The organism is Nocardia sp. BSTN01, from assembly GCF_015354405.1.
In the GTDB taxonomy this organism is placed as follows: Bacteria; Actinomycetota; Actinomycetes; order Mycobacteriales; family Mycobacteriaceae; genus Nocardia.
The window spans coordinates 58,494-74,127 of sequence record NZ_JADKYP010000007.1 but is presented as its reverse complement, the minus strand read 5'-3'; the positions used below and the strand labels follow the sequence as shown (position 1 = coordinate 74,127).

Below are 15,634 nucleotides of genomic sequence, written 5' to 3'. Positions count from 1 at the left end.
GCTGGAGATATCAGGCAGACGGTGGTGCCGGCACTGCGATGGTTTTGGTTTCGAGGAATTCTTCGAAGCCCTCCACGCCGCGCTCCCGACCGATCCCGCTCTGTTTGTAGCCGCCGAAGGGGACGTCGACGCCGAAGAAGTTGGCTCCGTTGACCGAAACGGATCCGACCCGCAGCTGTCGCGCGACCGTGGTGGCCCGCTCGATGTCGGTGCCGAAGACGGAGGCGTGCAGGCCGTATTCGGAGTCGTTCGCCAGTCGAATCGCCTCGTCGACCCGGCCCGCGCTGTCGTCGTACGGTGTGACGACCAGGACCGGCCCGAAGATCTCCTCTCGGAACAGCCGCGATTGCGGTGGTACGTCGGCGAATACGGTCGGCTCGACGAACCATCCGCGGTCGAGATGGGGTGGGCGCTTGCCGCCGGTGGTGAGGCGCAGGCCCTCCGCGCGTCCCACCTCGAGATAGTCGAGTACGCGCTTGTGCTGCGCCGCGCTGATCTGTGGCCCCTGACCGGTTGCCGGATCCCACGGATCACCGGGATGTATCGCGGCGAGTGCGCTCGTCGCCGCCTCGACACCTTCCGCGTAGCGAGATTTCGGCAGCAGGAGCCGCGTAGCCGCAGCGCAGGTCTGGCCGGCGTTCGTGCACAGAATTCGCGTGACCAGTGCGACGGCGAAGTCCAGATCCGCGTCCGGCATGACGATTGCGGCAGATTTACCGCCCAGCTCCAAAGTGAGCCGTTTCAGGGTGGGTGCGGCTTGCGCCATGATCTTGCGGCCGACATCCGTCGATCCGGTGAAGGTCACCAGGTCGACGTCTCGGTGCGTGGTGAGTTCGCGCGCCACCGCCGGTGATGTGCCGGTGACGATATTGACGACACCCGGCGGTATTTCTGTGCGTTCGACGATCAGGCGGCCGAGTGTCGTTGCCTGCCAAGGGGTCTCCGGTGCGGGCTTGAGCACGACGGTATTGCCGGCGGCCAGCGCCGCGCACATTTTGGTGAGGTTCAGAAAGAACCCGCAGTTCCACGTCGTGATCGCCGCCGTCACGCCGATCGGCTCGCGGTGGACGCTACGACGGTGGCGCGCGCCGTGGGATTCGCTGTCGCCGCGTGGCTGCTCCCACGGGTACTGCTCGGCTTGTTCTGCGTACCAGTCGATTTCGGGTAAGTAGGCGTCGATCGAGCCGGCCGTTGCCGCGAACGGCCGACCGGCTTCGGCGGTGTCGATGCGCCGGAATAGTTGCGAGTTCTCCGATAGTGCGCGGTGAAGCTGGCGGAGGCATCTGGCTCGGAATTCGGGATCGTCTGCCCATCCGCCTCTCTCGAAGGCTCGTCGGGCGGCCGTCACCGCGGTGTGTGCGTCTTCGACAGCGCCATCGGCGACGAGCCCGAGTGTTTCCTCGGTCGCGGGATCGAGATTGGGATACATCGCACCTGCAGCCGAGTCGACGAGTGCCCCGTCGACGAGTAGCCGGGCCTCGCCGGTGACGACCCGTCCCTGTGCAGCAGCAGTCATGCGGTACTCCCTCGAACCGTTCGCTTCGCCGACTTCGGACCTGCCGACGGTAGGAAAAAGCATCGCAGACCGCAGGGTGGTCACGCAACGGTTTCGCGTTAATGACACCTACTGAATATGGCCGCAACGCTGTGACCTGCGCCATTCTTCAACCGTTGCGACTCTTTGTCCCCCGACGGTATGCCGGTGCGGGGATCGCTGGCGCGGATCGGGGTGTCTCGACTGCCGGCCTCCGACGCCGCTGAGCCGCTTATATGTCGGAGACATTGAGCGAACTACGCTGTCTTTCGGCTGACTATCGCGTGGACCTGCGCGGCGAGCGTCGAGAATCAGTGGGTGACAATTGATGGATCGCACGCTAACGTGACGAAGGCAACCGTTGGCCTGCTGCTGGCTGCCGGGCTGCTGTACGGCCGGTGCTCGCTGCCGATCATTGTCGGAGGGTGGGTCGGCGGTGCAGCGGTGGAACTAAATGGCACCAACTCTATTGAGCTATCTGTGGACGTCGTCGTCCCGGGACCGGTCCCGGCGAAACGGCGGTCCCTGATCAAGAAAGTTCTCAGCTATGAACGCGACGACATGTGTTCCCGACCCGTACCCACCGGGAGTGAACCCTCCGTGGACGACCACCGGTCACGAGGATCCGCACCCATGGTTCATCGCGATGGCTGCGGATCGGCCGTTGGCCTACGACCGGAACGCCGACGTCTGGCATTTTTGCGGGCACACCGAGGTCCAGGACTTTCTGCGCGCCTGCGACCTGTGGTCGACCGCCAAGCGCCTCGATCTGGTCCCGCCGGACCAGCGTGTCATCCGGCTCCTGACGTCCGAACCGCCGCTGCATGTCGAGGTTCGCAAACGCTTCAGCCATGCGTACCGGCCGACGCGGATCGCCGCGATGGAGGAGCGGATCCGGAAGGTCTGCCAGGACCTGCTCGAGGATTGCCTGGCGAAAGGCACGTTCGATATCACGACGGATCTGGCCGAACCGCTCACCACGACCGTGATCTCGCAATTGCTCGGCATCCCACCGGAATCCGAGAAACTGATCCGGTCGATAACACGGGCGCGCCGCGAGGCATCCCTGGGCCGGATCGTGCCGGACGAGAAGGACGCGGGCCCGGTTCTGTACATGGGTGGTGTCGAGCCCGCCGAGGCGGCCGCGGTGCACGATCTGTTCACCGAGCTCGTCGCGGAGCGCCGCCGCAATCCGCAGGACGACCTGATCAGCGATCTGGCCGCGCTGCCGCCGGAGGAGTTCGAACTGCGCCTGGACATCGGGGCGCTGCTGTTCGAACAGCTGGGCGCCGGCCAGAACACCACGACCCACCTGCTCGGCGCCCTGGCCTACTTCCTGGACAAATTCCCGGACCAGCAGCGGCTGCTTCGTGAACAGCCCAAACTCACGAAAACGGCCATCGAGGAGACCGTGCGCTTCTCCTCGCCGCTGCAAGCGAGGCCGCGGGTCAGCACGCGGCCTATCGAGTTGGGAGACACCGTAATTCCCGAAGGCGCCACCGGGCTGGCCTGGTTGCAGGCCGCGAATCTCGATGCTCGTCATTTCGAGGATCCGACTCGCTACGACATCACGCGCTGGCCGAATCAGCACGCGGCCTTCGGTTTCGGTGAGCACTACTGCCTGGGCGCCAACCTGGCTCGCATGGAGGCCCGAGTCGTGCTGGAAGAGCTGATCGGTCGTACCCGGTGGTTCGTCAGGGATACCGAGCGCTCCCTGATCTGGGTGGAGGACTTCATTCTCCGTGGCCCGACCAGCGTGGAAATCGAAGTAGTACCTGCCTGAGGAGGGCCCGGTGAAATTCAGCGTCGATTACGACCGGTGTGAAGGCCATTCGCTCTGTGTGGCAGCCGCGCCCGACCTCATCGAGATCGGTGACGACGAGCTTGCCCATGTGGTCGTGGACGAACTCGCGCCGGCGCAGCACCCGGCCGCCGAACACGCGATCCGTAGTTGTCCCAAACAAGCTTTGCGGCTGGAAAACAGCTGAGAACAGGAAACCGACGATGAGCATTGTCAACCCGGCCTCCGGCGACAGCGTCGCGTGGGCCGATCTGCACACCTTCCAGGATCGTGTCGCCGTGGTGACCGGTGCCGGCAGCGGTATCGGCAAGGCTGCGGCCGTGCGGCTCAGCGAGGCGGGCGCCCAGGTCGTCCTCGCGGACCTGGACGTCGAATCCGCGGAGGTGCTGGCGAAGTCGCTCCCCAAGGGTCGGGCCGTCGCCGTCCGATCGGACGTGGCGACCGAGGAAGGAGCCGACGCGTATGTGGACGCGGCGTTGTCCACGTTCGGCCGGATCGACCACTTCTACAGTAACGCAGGGATTCTCGGCGCGGCAGGCCCGTTGCTCGACGCCTCCCTGGACAACTGGGAGCGCACCATGGGCGTCAATGTCCTGGGGACGTTTCACGGGCTGAAGAAGACCGCGGCGCAGATGCTGAAGCAGGGTGACGGCGGTTCGATCGTCGTCACCGCCTCCATCGCCGCGCTGCGGTCCGGCGCCGGTACCGCGGTGTACTCGGCGTCCAAGGCCGCGGCCGTCAATCTCGTCCGGACCGCGGCCCGGGAGTGGGGACCGCACGGTATCCGCGTGAACGCGGTCTGCCCGTCACCCACCTACACCAACTTCGCCGAACTCCCCGAGGAGTACGTGAAGGTCGCGACCGCGAGGATTCCGCTCGGGCGCCTGGCCCAGCCCGACGATATCGCCAGGGCCGCTGTGTGGTTGCTGAGCAACGGTTCCGGTTTCGTCAACGGTGCTGTACTGCCGGTCGACGGCGGCCATGAAGCGTGAATCCACGCCAGGTTGGCTGCAGGATCGGGCCGCGATCGTAGGGGTCGGTTCGACCGGCTTCGCGCGGTCGCTGCCCGGCAGTGAACACCAGCTGGCGGCGCAAGCGGTGCTGAGCGCGCTGAACGATGCCGGGATCGACCCCGCCGAGGTCGACGGGCTGAGCTCCTTTTCGATGGAGCACGTGGGTGAGGACGAACTCGCCCGAGCGCTCGGTATGGCCGATATCGGCTGGTTCGCCCGCACACCGGCCGGCGGCGGCGGTGGCTGTGCCACCGTGGGATTGGCCGCGTCCGCCATTGCCACCGGTTCGGCCGAGGTGGTGGTCGCGTGGCGGTCGCGGAAGCGGGGTTCACGCCAGAGCCGAGTGTGGGCGCAGACCACCCCCGAGGTGAGCGGCATCGGTGCCTTCGTCGTGCCGCCGGGGGTGATTCGGCCGGTCGACGAGGTGGCGATGATGGTTCGCCGCTACATGTACGAGACGGGTGCCACCCGTGAAGCCCTCGCCGACGTCGCGCTCGCGATTCGCGGATACGGCCACCGCAACCCGGCTGCCCAGATGGCGGATCGGGAGGTGACGCGCGAGGACTACTTCGCGGCACGCATGATCAGCGATCCCTTGTGTCTCTATGACAATTGCCTGGAGACCGACGGCGCGGTCGCCGTGGTCCTCACCTCTGCCGAGCGTGCCGCCGACCTGCCGCAACCACCCGTATACGTCCATGCGTACGCACAGGGCATCAGTGACGGCCATCTGATGATGCGGCAGTTCTTCGCCGAAGACACGTTCCGGACTCCGGCGGTCGCCTGCGCAGAGCGGCTGTGGCCGCAGGCCGAGATCGGGCCCGCCGATGTCGACGTCGCCCAGATCTACGACGCCTTCACTCCGTTGATTCTGTTCTCTCTGGAGGCGTACGGCTTCTGCGGTCGCGGGGAGGCGGCGGCATTCGTGAAGGACGGGGGACTGGGACCTGGTGGAGTGCTACCGGTCAACACCAGCGGGGGAAGCCTTTCCGAGGGATATGTGCACGGTTTCAATCTGATCGCCGAAGCGGTGCATCAGGCGCGCGGCACATCGAATGCCCAGGTCGCTGGTGCCGAATGGTCGTTTGTCAGTAGTTCGGACGTCGTGCCTACCAGCGCCCTGTTGCTTCGTGGAGGGAAGCCATGATTCTTCCCGTCGTCGACGACGTCGACACCGCGCCCTTCTGGACAGCCGCCCGTGAGGGACACCTGGTGGTCCAGCGGTGCACCGCGTGCAGCCGGTGGCGGTTCCCACCCGCCGTGCGATGTTCCGATTGCCGCAGTGGCGAATTCGAATGGACCGCCGTCAGCGGCGCTGCCACGGTGTGGTCCTTCGTCATCGCACACGGTCCGACACTGCCCGGTTATGCCGAGGAAACGCCGTTCCCGGTGGCGGTCGTCGAACTGGCCGAGGGTAGCCACCTTCGGATGGTGGGCAATGTGCTGCCGGCCGCGGATGCGCGACTCGGCAGCCTGACGGCAGGCGACATCTCCATCGGCGATCCCGTGCGCGTCGCGTTCCGGGAAATCGGACCGAATGTCGTACTGCCGGTGTGGATCCCGGACGTCGGCGGTGGCGCTGAGGCGGCACTGCCGACCCGGAAGAATGAAGGTGACGATGCAAACGTTTGATTCGAGTGGGGAACGGGCCGGTGGAACTCCGCTCGCGCCCTTCCTGGTGGTCGATCTCAGTTACGGGATAACCGGTGGTTACTGCAGCCGCATCCTGATGGACGGCGGGGCGCGCGTCGTGCGCGTCGAAGGGCCGGGCGGCGATCCGTTGCGACGGTGGTCGGCGTCGCGTGCTTCCATCCCCGAGGGGGAGCACGGTGCGCTGTTCGAGTACCTCGCCGGGGGCGCGTCGAGTGTCGCCATCGACCCGGCATCGGGGGCAGGTGCCAACGATCTGTCGGCCCTGCTGGATGTCGCGAGTGTCATTGTCTGGTCGACGGATTCACCCCTGGCGGGATCGGCCGACTACGAGCCGTCGGCGTTGCGCAGCCGATACCCGAACGCGGTCGTCGTCGCCGTCTCGCCGTTCGGGCTCGACAGTCCGTGGGCGGGACGGGCCGCCACCGAGTTCACCGTGCAGGCATGGGCGGGCGCCGTCGGTGACCGCGGGGACATCGATCGCCCGCCGACGTCCGTGGGCGGGCGAACCGGAGAGTGGACGACCGGGCTCATGGCGGCGATCGCGGCATTGGCGGCACATCGCCGCGCCATGCTCGGCGGCGGCGGAGACCTGGTCGACGTGTCCATGCACGACACCCTGGCCCTGATGAACTCCTCGATGCACCCGACGACCTTCTACAAGATGGCGGGGCACCCCTTCCGGGCCGAACGAGCGACGAACATCCCGTGTATCGAGCCGACGAAGGACGGCTGGGTGGGGTTCATGGTCGCCACCGGCCAGCAGTGGCAGAACTTCTGCATCCTGATCGAACGCTTCGACTGGATGGACGACGAGTCGCTCGTCAAGTACGCGGCACGGCAGGAACGACGGGACGAAATCGTGACCGCGGTGCGGGACTGGACGTCTCGCCATACGACGGCCGAAGTTCTGGAAGCCGCCAGCGAATTGCGGATCCCCGTCGCTCCGATCGGCAATGGGGAACAGACGCCGCAATTCGATCACTTCGCCGAAGGTGGATTCTTCGAACGGAATCCGGTGGCCGGATTCCTGCAGCCGACCGCACCGTATCGAATGCACGGCGAGGTCGGACCGCAGGACCGCGGTGCTGCCCCACGCCTGGGTGAACACAACGGCACGGTCGGAAAGATCAACGCGAGCGTGGTACCGCCGCCGAGCGCGCTCGCCGGCGTCGGGAAGGCCGTTCTGCCGTTGGAGGGCATCCGCATCGCGGACTTCACGGCCTTCTGGGCCGGGCCGGTGATCGGCCAGTATCTGGCCATGCTCGGAGCCGACGTCATTCATATCGAGTCGCCCACCCGGCCCGACGCCATGCGCCATCACACGACCCGGTCGATGCAGACACCGTCGTGGTGGGAGTGGGCGCCGCTCTACCAGGCGACCAACAGCAACAAGCGCGATCTGGCGGTAGACCTCGGCACCGAGGCGGGACGCGAGCTGGTCCGAGATCTGATCGCGCAGTGCGACGTGGTGCTCGACAACTTCTCGCCACGGGTCATGGAAGGGTGGGGGCTCGGATACGACAGCATCGGCAGACCCGATCTGATCATGCTGCGCGCTCCGGCCTTCGGGCTGACGGGGCCCTGGCGCGACTGGACCGGATACGCGCAGACGATGGAGCAGGTTTCCGGAATGGCCTGGGTAACCGGTTCACCGGACGGCGTCGCCGAACTGCCGAACGGTCCCTGTGACCCTATCGCCGGAATGCATGCGACCGCGGCGCTGCTGCTCGCCCTCGAACATCGTCGCCGGACCGGTTCCGGAATGTTGCTCGAGGTGCCGATGGTGGCCGGCGCGCTCGGCATCGCGGCCGAGCAGATCGTCGAGTTCTCGGCGTACGGAAACCTGATCTGCCGCACCGGGAATCGGGGCGTGACCGGTGCTCCGCAGAATCTGTATCTGTCCGCGGACACGAACGACCTCGGAAAGCAGGACCGGTGGGTCGCTGTCGCCGTGGAAAGCGACGCGCACTGGCGCGGCCTGCGCACCGCATTGGGTGAGCCCGCCTGGGCGGCCGACCCACACCTCGATTCGGCGCAGGGACGTCGCGACGCGCACGATCTGCTCGACGTCCGCCTGGGGGAGTGGTGTAGCGCGCGCAGTGCCGCAGACATCGTCGAGCAGCTCTGGCGGCAAGGCGTGCCCGTGGGAGTCGTCCTGCAGGGACATGAGCAGGAGAAATCACCGGCGTTCGCCGAGCGGGGCACGTTCGAGACTGTCGCGCACCCCGTCACCGGCGAAGCCACCCTGCTGCGATTTCCCACTCGGTTCGGCGCGGGCCCGCACCGGCACCACCGCCGCCATGCGCCCCTGCTGGGCGAACACAACGAAGAGCTGGTCGTCGGCCTGCTCGGTCGCTCCGTCGCGGATTTGCAGCGTCTGACGGCCGAAGGGGTTGTGGGCACCGAGGTACCGGGCAATCCATTCCACGCTCAACGCGAGCGAAGCTGACTTCGGGAGACGTGATGGGTATTTCGATGCTGTTGGAGGCCGCTGCCTCCACGATGCCCGACCGAGTGCTGATCGGGGCGGGCGATACGGCGACCACGGCCCAGGATTTGGCCGGGCTCGCGGGCGGCGGGGCCGCGGTGCTGGCGGCCGCCGGGGTCGATGCGGTCGGCTACATCGGTGTCGGCGGGCGCGGCTTTCCGGTGTCGTTGTTCGCGGCGGCCGCGGCGGGCTTGCCGTTCACGCCGCTGAACTATCGGTTGTCCGGGCCGCAGCTGACTCGGCTGGCGGCCGGACTGGGCCGGCGGCCGTATCTCATCGTGGACGAGCAGTACCTCGACGTCCTGGACTCCGTGCCGGGAGTCGTGACGACAACCCGGGAATGGCTGAGCGCCTGTGCGACCGACCCGATTCCCCCTCGTGATGTCGATGACGAACATCCTGCCGTCGTGCTCTACACCAGCGGGACGACGTCCGAGCCCAAGGGTGCGGTGCTGCGGCACGAGCATTTGGTGTCGTATGTGCTGCAGACCGTCGAATTCGCGTCGGCCGAGCCCACCGACGCCGCATTGATCAGCGTTCCGCCGTATCACATCGCCGGCGTGGGCACCGTGCTCACCAACGCGTTCGCGGGGCGGCGGACGGTGTATCTGCCGAACTTCGACCCGGCCGAGTGGATCGAGATCGTAGCCGGGGAGCGGATCACCCAGACGATGCTGGTTCCGACGATGCTCGCGCGCATCGTCGATCACCTGGGCGAGGTACCGGTGGATCTGTCCTCGCTGCGATCCATTGCCTACGGAGGAGCCCGCATGCCGCAGCGGGTGCTGGAGCAGGCGCTCTCGCTCTTCCCCCAGGTCGCGTTCACGAACGCGTACGGGTTGACTGAGACCAGCTCGACGATCGCGGTACTGGGGCCCGATGATCACCGCGAGGCCTTGGCATCGACCGATCCGGCTGTCCGAGCTCGGCTGCATTCCGCGGGCCGGTTGGTCCCGGGTGTCGAGGGACAGATTCGTGATGCGACCGGCGCCGCACTCGCGCCCGGTGAAATCGGTGAGCTCTGGGTGCGAGGAGCTCAGGTGTCGGGCGAATATCTGGGTAGTGGTTCGGTGCTGGACGCCGATGGCTGGTTCCACACCCGCGATCGCGCCCACTTGGACGAGGCGGGCTACTTGTTCATTTCCGGCCGCACCGACGACACGATCATCCGTGGCGGTGAGAACATCGCGCCGGCCGAGATCGAGGACGTGCTGGGCACGCATCCCGCGGTCAAGGACGTCGCCGTGGTGGGCCTGCCCGACGACGAATGGGGTGCCCGCATCGTCGCCGCCGTGGTGGCGCTGCGGGACGTCGGGGCCGACGAGCTGAGAGATTTCGTTCGCGCCCGGCTCCGTGGTTCCCGTACTCCCGACGAAGTGGTCTTCCGCGCCGACCTCCCTTGCACCCCGACGGGGAAGGTGATCCGGCGCGAGCTGGTTGCCGACCTCCTCCGGTCCGAGCCCGCCGACGCCAAATGACTTGTCATTCCGACAGCTGTAGGAGAAACCATGAAAATGAAACCCGGAAGCCGGCTCCGTAGCCAAGTCGACGCCACCGAGATCATCATTGTTCGCGCACCCGCTGCCGAAGTGGAGCTGCACTGCGGCGGACATCCGATGATCGATGCCGCACAGCAGCCCGCGTCCGGGCTCGTTCCCGGATCCGGTGCGGACGCGGATATCAAAATCGGGAAGCGTTACATCGTCGAGGGTCGCACGGATTTCGAATTTCTCGTGACCAAGGCCGGCGAGTACGGAATCGCTGTCGATGGCGCAGCTGTCGTTTCCAAAGCGGCCAAGCCGCTTCCGGCGAGCGATTAGCAGAGGATTTGTCGACCCCTGCGCGCAGACATTTGCTTCCGGGCGTCGGCAACTCCCGAATTCCGAAATAGCTTGAATGACCAACGGGCGAAGCGAGGACGCTTCGACCGAATCGGAAGGGCCGGCGGTGGCGCGGAAAATCGGTGCGGTTGTTCGTTGTGTCGGATCGGCGGTGCGTCGCCACACGAATGCGGCTGCCCTGCGCGTAGCGGGGACGGCATTCGTGGTCGCCGTTGCGGCGGTGGTGATGGCGCCGCCATCGGCGGCGACCGGTGCCGCGAGCTGCTCGGCGAAGGATGTGCCCACACCGATCGCCGGTGCCGCCGATGCTTTCGTGCACATCACGGTGTGCGTGCCGGCGGTGGCCCGCGGTCCTCTGCAGATCCTGCTCCCCGGCGCGACCTACGACAGCACGTATTGGGATTTCCCGGTCGACCCCGAACGGTATTCCTACCGGCGCGCCGCCAATGCCGCCGGCTTCGCCACGCTCACGCTGGATGCCCTGGGAACGGGCGCCAGTGCCGAGCCGCCCAGCCTCGAAATCAGCGGTGACGCACAAGCTCTCGCTGTTCACGACGTCGTCTCATACGTTCGTTCGGGGATCGGGTCCTACCGGCCCGGCCGGATTGTCCTCGTCGGCCACTCGGAAGGCTCGATGGTCGCCGTACTCGAAGCGTCCCGGTTCGGTGACGTGGACGGCCTGGTGCTGACGGGTTTCAGTCATGAGGTGAATCCGGTGCAGTCGGCGCTCGGTTCGGCCTCCTTCATTCCTGCCACCGCGGATCCGCAACTCGGGGTGCGCTATCGCGATCCCGGATATCTCACGACACGGCCGGGTTCTCGCCAGGCGGCCTTCTACGCCCCGGCATCGCCCGAACCCGCTGTGGTCGACGCGGACGAGGCGACCAAGAGCGTGATGCCGGCTGCCATGACGGCGCAGGCTCTCCTGACGATCGTTACTCCGCTCACGCGTGACCTGCGCGTTCCGGTGCTCGGTGTGATCGGCCGGCGAGACTCGGTTTTCTGCGGAAATTCGGGTGACTGCGTCGATGACGACATATTTCGCGCCCGTGAGGCGGGCTTCTACGGCCCGGCGGCTGATTACCGGACGTATGTGCTTCCCGACGCGGGGCACATCCTTAATCTCATGTCCGGAAACGCGGCGTACCGGGATGCGGTCTTCGCCTGGGCCGGACGGATCAGATAATCACGGAAGAAACTGTCAGTGACAGTGACAGTTCGAAATCTATTCAACGCCGCGGATCTTCTTCATAATTTTTCTGGCAGGTAAATCTGGCAAGAAGGAGATCCGATGGGCTCACTTTCCGAGCGCGGACATTTCCACTATCAATTGATACTGGGGGAACATTCCTCGGATCCGGCTCAGGTCGCGCTCGCCCGGGACTGGTTCGGACTCCCGTGGTCCGCGCTCTATCTCTACGGGTCGCTTCGCGACGACGCGGCAAATCTCTACACCGTTCTCCGTATCCCCGAGAGCGGGGACGGTGGACGCCAGCGGTTCATCCTTCAGACGACGCTCGGTTCGGACGACCTTCGCGTACACGAAGCGAGCCGGCGCTCGGCACGGTGCACCGATTTCGTCCGGACCCACCGAGAGGGAACGACGGTACTGGAGAGTTCGCCCGGCGCCCAGGGACACCCGTTCCGATTCGAAGTCGACGCAACCGAGACGCGGTGGTCCGAGCACGGCGTGATGGACCTGCGCGGAAGACTGGTGGAGCCGGGTCTGCACTGGCACCTGCCACACGGTGAGGACGGCTACTACTACGTCTCCCAGCTCTACGAGGTCGAGGGAACGATCCTCGATCACCCGGTCCGGGGCTTCTTCGGCGCCGACGACATGTACATGCGGGGACGTATCTACGACAACGATCTGCTCATCGGCGAAAAGCTTCATGTCGCCTGGTACACCTGGGCGACCCGGTATGCCGACGGCACCCTCGACGCCGGACACTTCATGCTCGGCCACGACGGGCTGGGGATGATGCTGCTCTGCGACGAGACGGGCGCGGTTCGGCGTACCACCGATGTCCACGGGTCCGTCACGCTGGACGAGTCCGGTACCTGGCCGGATCGCATCGAAATCCGTGCCGCCGGCGAGGTCTGGGAGTTCCTGCCCGACCCGCGAGGCCGCATGGTCGACTTCATGCCGATGCCGAACCCGCAGACCGAGGGCCGGTGGCGCCGCGTGGGCGACGATCGCGCGCCGGTCCACTGGTTCGCCTACGGCGAGATAGCTCCTTCCCACGGTACGGAGCCGGACAAGTCGCGGAGGGCGTGAGATGACCCGCGATTCCACGACTGCCGACCTGCAAGATCGCCGAAGTTCACTGGAACGGTGGATTGCCGCGACAATGCCGGACGCGACCTCGGTCGAGCTGTCGCCGTTCGTGCCGGCTACCTCCGGCTTCTCGAACGTCTCGCTGTTCACCGAACTGACCTGGCGCGACAGTGCCGGAGAATATTCGTCCGAGCTGGTCCTGCGCGCACAACCGGGAAGCGTGGGGTTGTTCCCCGACTACGATCTGCGTCTGCAGTACGACGTGATGGCGTTTCTGCACGACAGCCCGGTCCCGGTGCCGGAGGTCGCCTGGTTCGTCGACGACGTGGCCGTGCTCGGTGCGCCCGCGTATCTGATGCATCGTGTCCACGGCGAGGTCGCCTCCGGTTTCCGGCCGGGTTTTCACGGGCACGGATTGTTCTTCGAAGCCTCGATCGCCCAGCGCCGTGACATGTGGTTCGGCGCCGTCGACGCGATGGCGGCATTGCACAGCGTGGGTATCGACGGCGTGGAACTCCCGGCCGGCCTCGGCCCGCGTGTCGGCGGCACGGAAGCGCTCACACGCATGCTCGACGTCATCGAGAGCCAGCTGGACTGGGCGGACATGGGACCACTGCCGGTTCTGCGTGAGGCCCTGGGCTATTTGCGAAAGAATCTGCCGAATAGCGCGGAAACGGTGTTGTGCTGGGGCGACGCGCGCCCCGGAAACATCGTGTACCGCGACGGGGAGGTCATATCCGTACTGGACTGGGAGTTGGCCCACCTCGGGGCGCCGGAAGGCGATCTCGCCTACTTCCTTCTCGTCGATCAAGTCGTGGCCGAACTCAACGATGTGCCACGCCTGCCTGGCCTGCCCGATGCCGACGAGACCATTGCCCACTACGAGTCGCGGACGTCGCGGACGGTGCAGTGCCTGGAGTTCCACAGCATCATGCAGGCGCTGCGACTGGCCGCGTTACTGGTGCTGACCGTTCGGCTGAGCCCGCCCGAATTGACGTTCCCGGCAAGTTATCTGACCGACAACGTCCCGACCCGACGACTCGCCGCCCTGCTGGGCACCTACGCCTGAGAGAAGAGAGGAATATCGTGAACGACATCGTTCTCACCGCCGCCGACGAGTATCTCTGCCATCAAACCGTCTCCAGTTTCGAGCAAGTGACGACCACCGATCGCAACTGGACGGAGAAAGGGTACGTCGTCGCCTACGACACCTCCGGCACCGTCATGATCGCCGTGGGCATCGGCAAATACACCAATCGCGACGTCATGGATGCTTTCGCGGGCGTCGCCGTCCCCGGTCGGCAGTGGAACGTGCGCGCCTCGCGAGAGTTGCGACCGCAGATCGACAACACTGTGGTCGGCCCTGTGACCTGGGAGATCATTTCCCCTCCGACCGAAAACCGGGTCGTCCTCGCCGAGAACGAGTTGGGCGTCAGCTTCGATGTGACCTTCGAGAGCGAGTTCCAGCCCATTGTCGGCAGCGCCGGAGTACGGCGGGAGAAGGGAATCACCACCAACCATACGATTCGCTACTTCCAGCCCGGTCGAGCGTCGGGCGAGGTGACCGTGGAGGGGAAGTCCTACCGTCTGGATCCGGAGCGCACCTACGCCTACAAGGACCGCTCATGGGGGATTCGCTCGATGACGGGAATCCCCAACACGGGAGCCTTCTGGTACAACGACCCGAAGGGACGTCCCGAGGACGGCTTGCGGCCGGCCCCCGCACATGGCCAGGGGGTGCTGCACGGCTATATCAATCTCAATTTCGGCAGCTGGGCCCTGTCGACCACCTTCACTCAGGGGCCGGACGGCCGTCCGATCCAGTCGAGTACCGGTGTGTCCGAAGGCTTCGTCGTCTTTCCGGGCACCGATCGGCCGCGGCTACGGATCACCAGCCTCGACCTGGACTTCGAGTTCTGGCCGAATTCCCGCCGAGGACGTTCGCTGCAGGCGAGGGTCGGATTGGAGGACGGAAGCAAGCGCGAGATTACCTGCTCATGGAAGGATCTCGTCTACTACTTCCGCGGGGGCGGCTACTTCGGTTTCCGTGGTTGGTGGCAGGGCGGTTACCGAGGTGCACTCGATGTCGCCGGTGAGGCGCTCGACCTCCGCGAGAAAGCTGTCCTCGATGAGCTCTACGGCTGTGAGGAGATCGCGGTGGACTGTGTGTGCGGCGATGAAGTCGGCTACGGAGTGATCGAGCCGTGGGCTATCGGTGCGCTTCCCCGCTACGGCATCACCGAGGAGATGCTGGGGTGAAATCTCACCTCGCGGCGATGGCCAGGGAGCTGGGCCGGCTCGCCAACTCCGCGCGGGTGTCAGCCCCGCCCGAGGATGTTGCCGAGAAGGTGGGCATGTTGAGCCGCCAGGCATGTGAGTTGCTCGACGCACATGCCTGGTCCGGGCCGTACGCGGTCGAACAGCTTGCGCCACCGGCCAACCGGCTGCTGGCGTGGGAGCCGGCGGATCTTCGCCGGACCATTCCCTACAGTCCGGTGCTGGGCGATCTGAACCCCATGTCAGGTGAGGCGAGGGTGTGGGCGGACGGCGACGTCATTCGCGGCACCCTGCGGGCCGATCCGATTCACGCGGGCCCGCTGGGGTCGGTGCACGGCGGCGTGGTTGCGTCGGTACTCGACGAACTCACCAGTCTCGCCGTTCTGGCGACGGGGCACGTGGGTTACACCAAAAGTCTGACCATCGACTACCGCCGGCCCACTCCGCTCGGTCCCGCGCTGGAACTGTGGGCGCAGACCGCGGGGACGGCCGGCGGGGTGCTGTTGACCTCGGCCGAGATTCGGCACGAGGGCCGGGTGACGGTGTCCGCGGTCAGCGTGCACAAAGCCGCAGGCCGCCGCGACGACCCCATCTACCCTGCCGACGACCGAGATCGCCGGCCGGCACAGAGCGGTCGGGCGTAGCCGGTCCCTCGGTGTTCGTCATGGCGGTACAGAAAGAACGTGATGCGCCGTTCCGAGGACGGGGCATCACGTTCTTTTCATGCTGAATTTCTTACCGTGATA

At 66.0% G+C, this 15,634-nt stretch carries 14 protein-coding genes; 13 read left to right on the top strand and 1 reads right to left on the bottom strand.

What is annotated here, in order from left to right; genetic code table 11:
* Positions 1-10 precede the first annotated feature (10 nt).
* Positions 11-1,516 carry an aldehyde dehydrogenase family protein gene (locus IRT45_RS08955; protein ID WP_194805405.1) on the bottom strand — a complete coding sequence of 502 codons (1,506 nt, stop codon included), beginning with the start codon at positions 1,514-1,516 and terminating at the stop codon, positions 11-13.
* A 607-nt stretch (positions 1,517-2,123) separates the two neighbouring features.
* Between IRT45_RS08955 and IRT45_RS08950 the strand changes: the two genes are divergently transcribed.
* From IRT45_RS08950 to IRT45_RS37720, 13 genes are all read left to right on the top strand, one after another.
* Entirely contained in the window at positions 2,124-3,317 is a 1,194-nt protein-coding gene (locus tag IRT45_RS08950; protein ID WP_309240859.1) for a cytochrome P450, read from the top strand.
* A 10-nt stretch (positions 3,318-3,327) separates the two neighbouring features.
* Positions 3,328-3,522: a ferredoxin gene (locus IRT45_RS08945; RefSeq protein WP_194805403.1), complete on the top strand. Its 195-nt coding sequence runs from the start codon at positions 3,328-3,330 to the stop codon at positions 3,520-3,522.
* A 16-nt stretch (positions 3,523-3,538) separates the two neighbouring features.
* Positions 3,539-4,327, top strand: a complete 789-nt coding sequence (locus tag IRT45_RS08940) for an SDR family NAD(P)-dependent oxidoreductase (RefSeq protein ID WP_194805402.1) — start codon at positions 3,539-3,541, stop codon at positions 4,325-4,327.
* Positions 4,317-5,495 carry a lipid-transfer protein gene (locus IRT45_RS08935; RefSeq protein WP_194805401.1) on the top strand — a complete coding sequence of 393 codons (1,179 nt, stop codon included), beginning with the start codon at positions 4,317-4,319 and terminating at the stop codon, positions 5,493-5,495. Before IRT45_RS08940 ends, IRT45_RS08935 begins: the two co-directional genes overlap by 11 nt.
* Positions 5,492-5,980: a Zn-ribbon domain-containing OB-fold protein gene (locus IRT45_RS08930; protein ID WP_194805400.1), complete on the top strand. Its 489-nt coding sequence runs from the start codon at positions 5,492-5,494 to the stop codon at positions 5,978-5,980. Before IRT45_RS08935 ends, IRT45_RS08930 begins: the two co-directional genes overlap by 4 nt.
* Entirely contained in the window at positions 5,967-8,450 is a 2,484-nt protein-coding gene (locus tag IRT45_RS08925; protein ID WP_194805399.1) for a CoA transferase, read from the top strand. The genes IRT45_RS08930 and IRT45_RS08925 overlap by 14 nt, the downstream gene beginning before the upstream one ends.
* Before the next feature lie 14 nt (positions 8,451-8,464).
* Positions 8,465-9,967: a class I adenylate-forming enzyme family protein gene (locus IRT45_RS08920; protein WP_194805398.1), complete on the top strand. Its 1,503-nt coding sequence runs from the start codon at positions 8,465-8,467 to the stop codon at positions 9,965-9,967.
* A gap of 138 nt (positions 9,968-10,105) precedes the next feature.
* A complete protein-coding gene (locus tag IRT45_RS08915) occupies positions 10,106-10,309 on the top strand; it encodes a hypothetical protein (RefSeq protein ID WP_228534038.1) in 204 nt (67 codons plus the stop codon).
* Positions 10,310-10,481: 172 nt separating this feature from the next.
* Positions 10,482-11,516, top strand: a complete 1,035-nt coding sequence (locus IRT45_RS08910) for an alpha/beta fold hydrolase (protein WP_194805396.1) — start codon at positions 10,482-10,484, stop codon at positions 11,514-11,516.
* Positions 11,517-11,621: 105 nt separating this feature from the next.
* The gene (locus IRT45_RS08905) at positions 11,622-12,611 is read left to right on the top strand and encodes a hypothetical protein (protein ID WP_194805395.1); all 990 of its coding nucleotides are present in this window, start codon (positions 11,622-11,624) and stop codon (positions 12,609-12,611) included.
* 73 nt (positions 12,612-12,684) lie between these two features.
* Positions 12,685-13,680 (top strand): phosphotransferase family protein, encoded by a 996-nt coding sequence (locus IRT45_RS08900; protein WP_194805394.1) that lies wholly within the window; start codon positions 12,685-12,687, stop codon positions 13,678-13,680.
* 17 nt (positions 13,681-13,697) lie between these two features.
* Positions 13,698-14,870, top strand: a complete 1,173-nt coding sequence (locus tag IRT45_RS08895; RefSeq protein ID WP_194805393.1) for a hypothetical protein — start codon at positions 13,698-13,700, stop codon at positions 14,868-14,870.
* Positions 14,867-15,532: a PaaI family thioesterase gene (locus tag IRT45_RS37720; RefSeq protein ID WP_194805392.1), complete on the top strand. Its 666-nt coding sequence runs from the start codon at positions 14,867-14,869 to the stop codon at positions 15,530-15,532. Before IRT45_RS08895 ends, IRT45_RS37720 begins: the two co-directional genes overlap by 4 nt.
* Positions 15,533-15,634 lie beyond the last annotated feature (102 nt).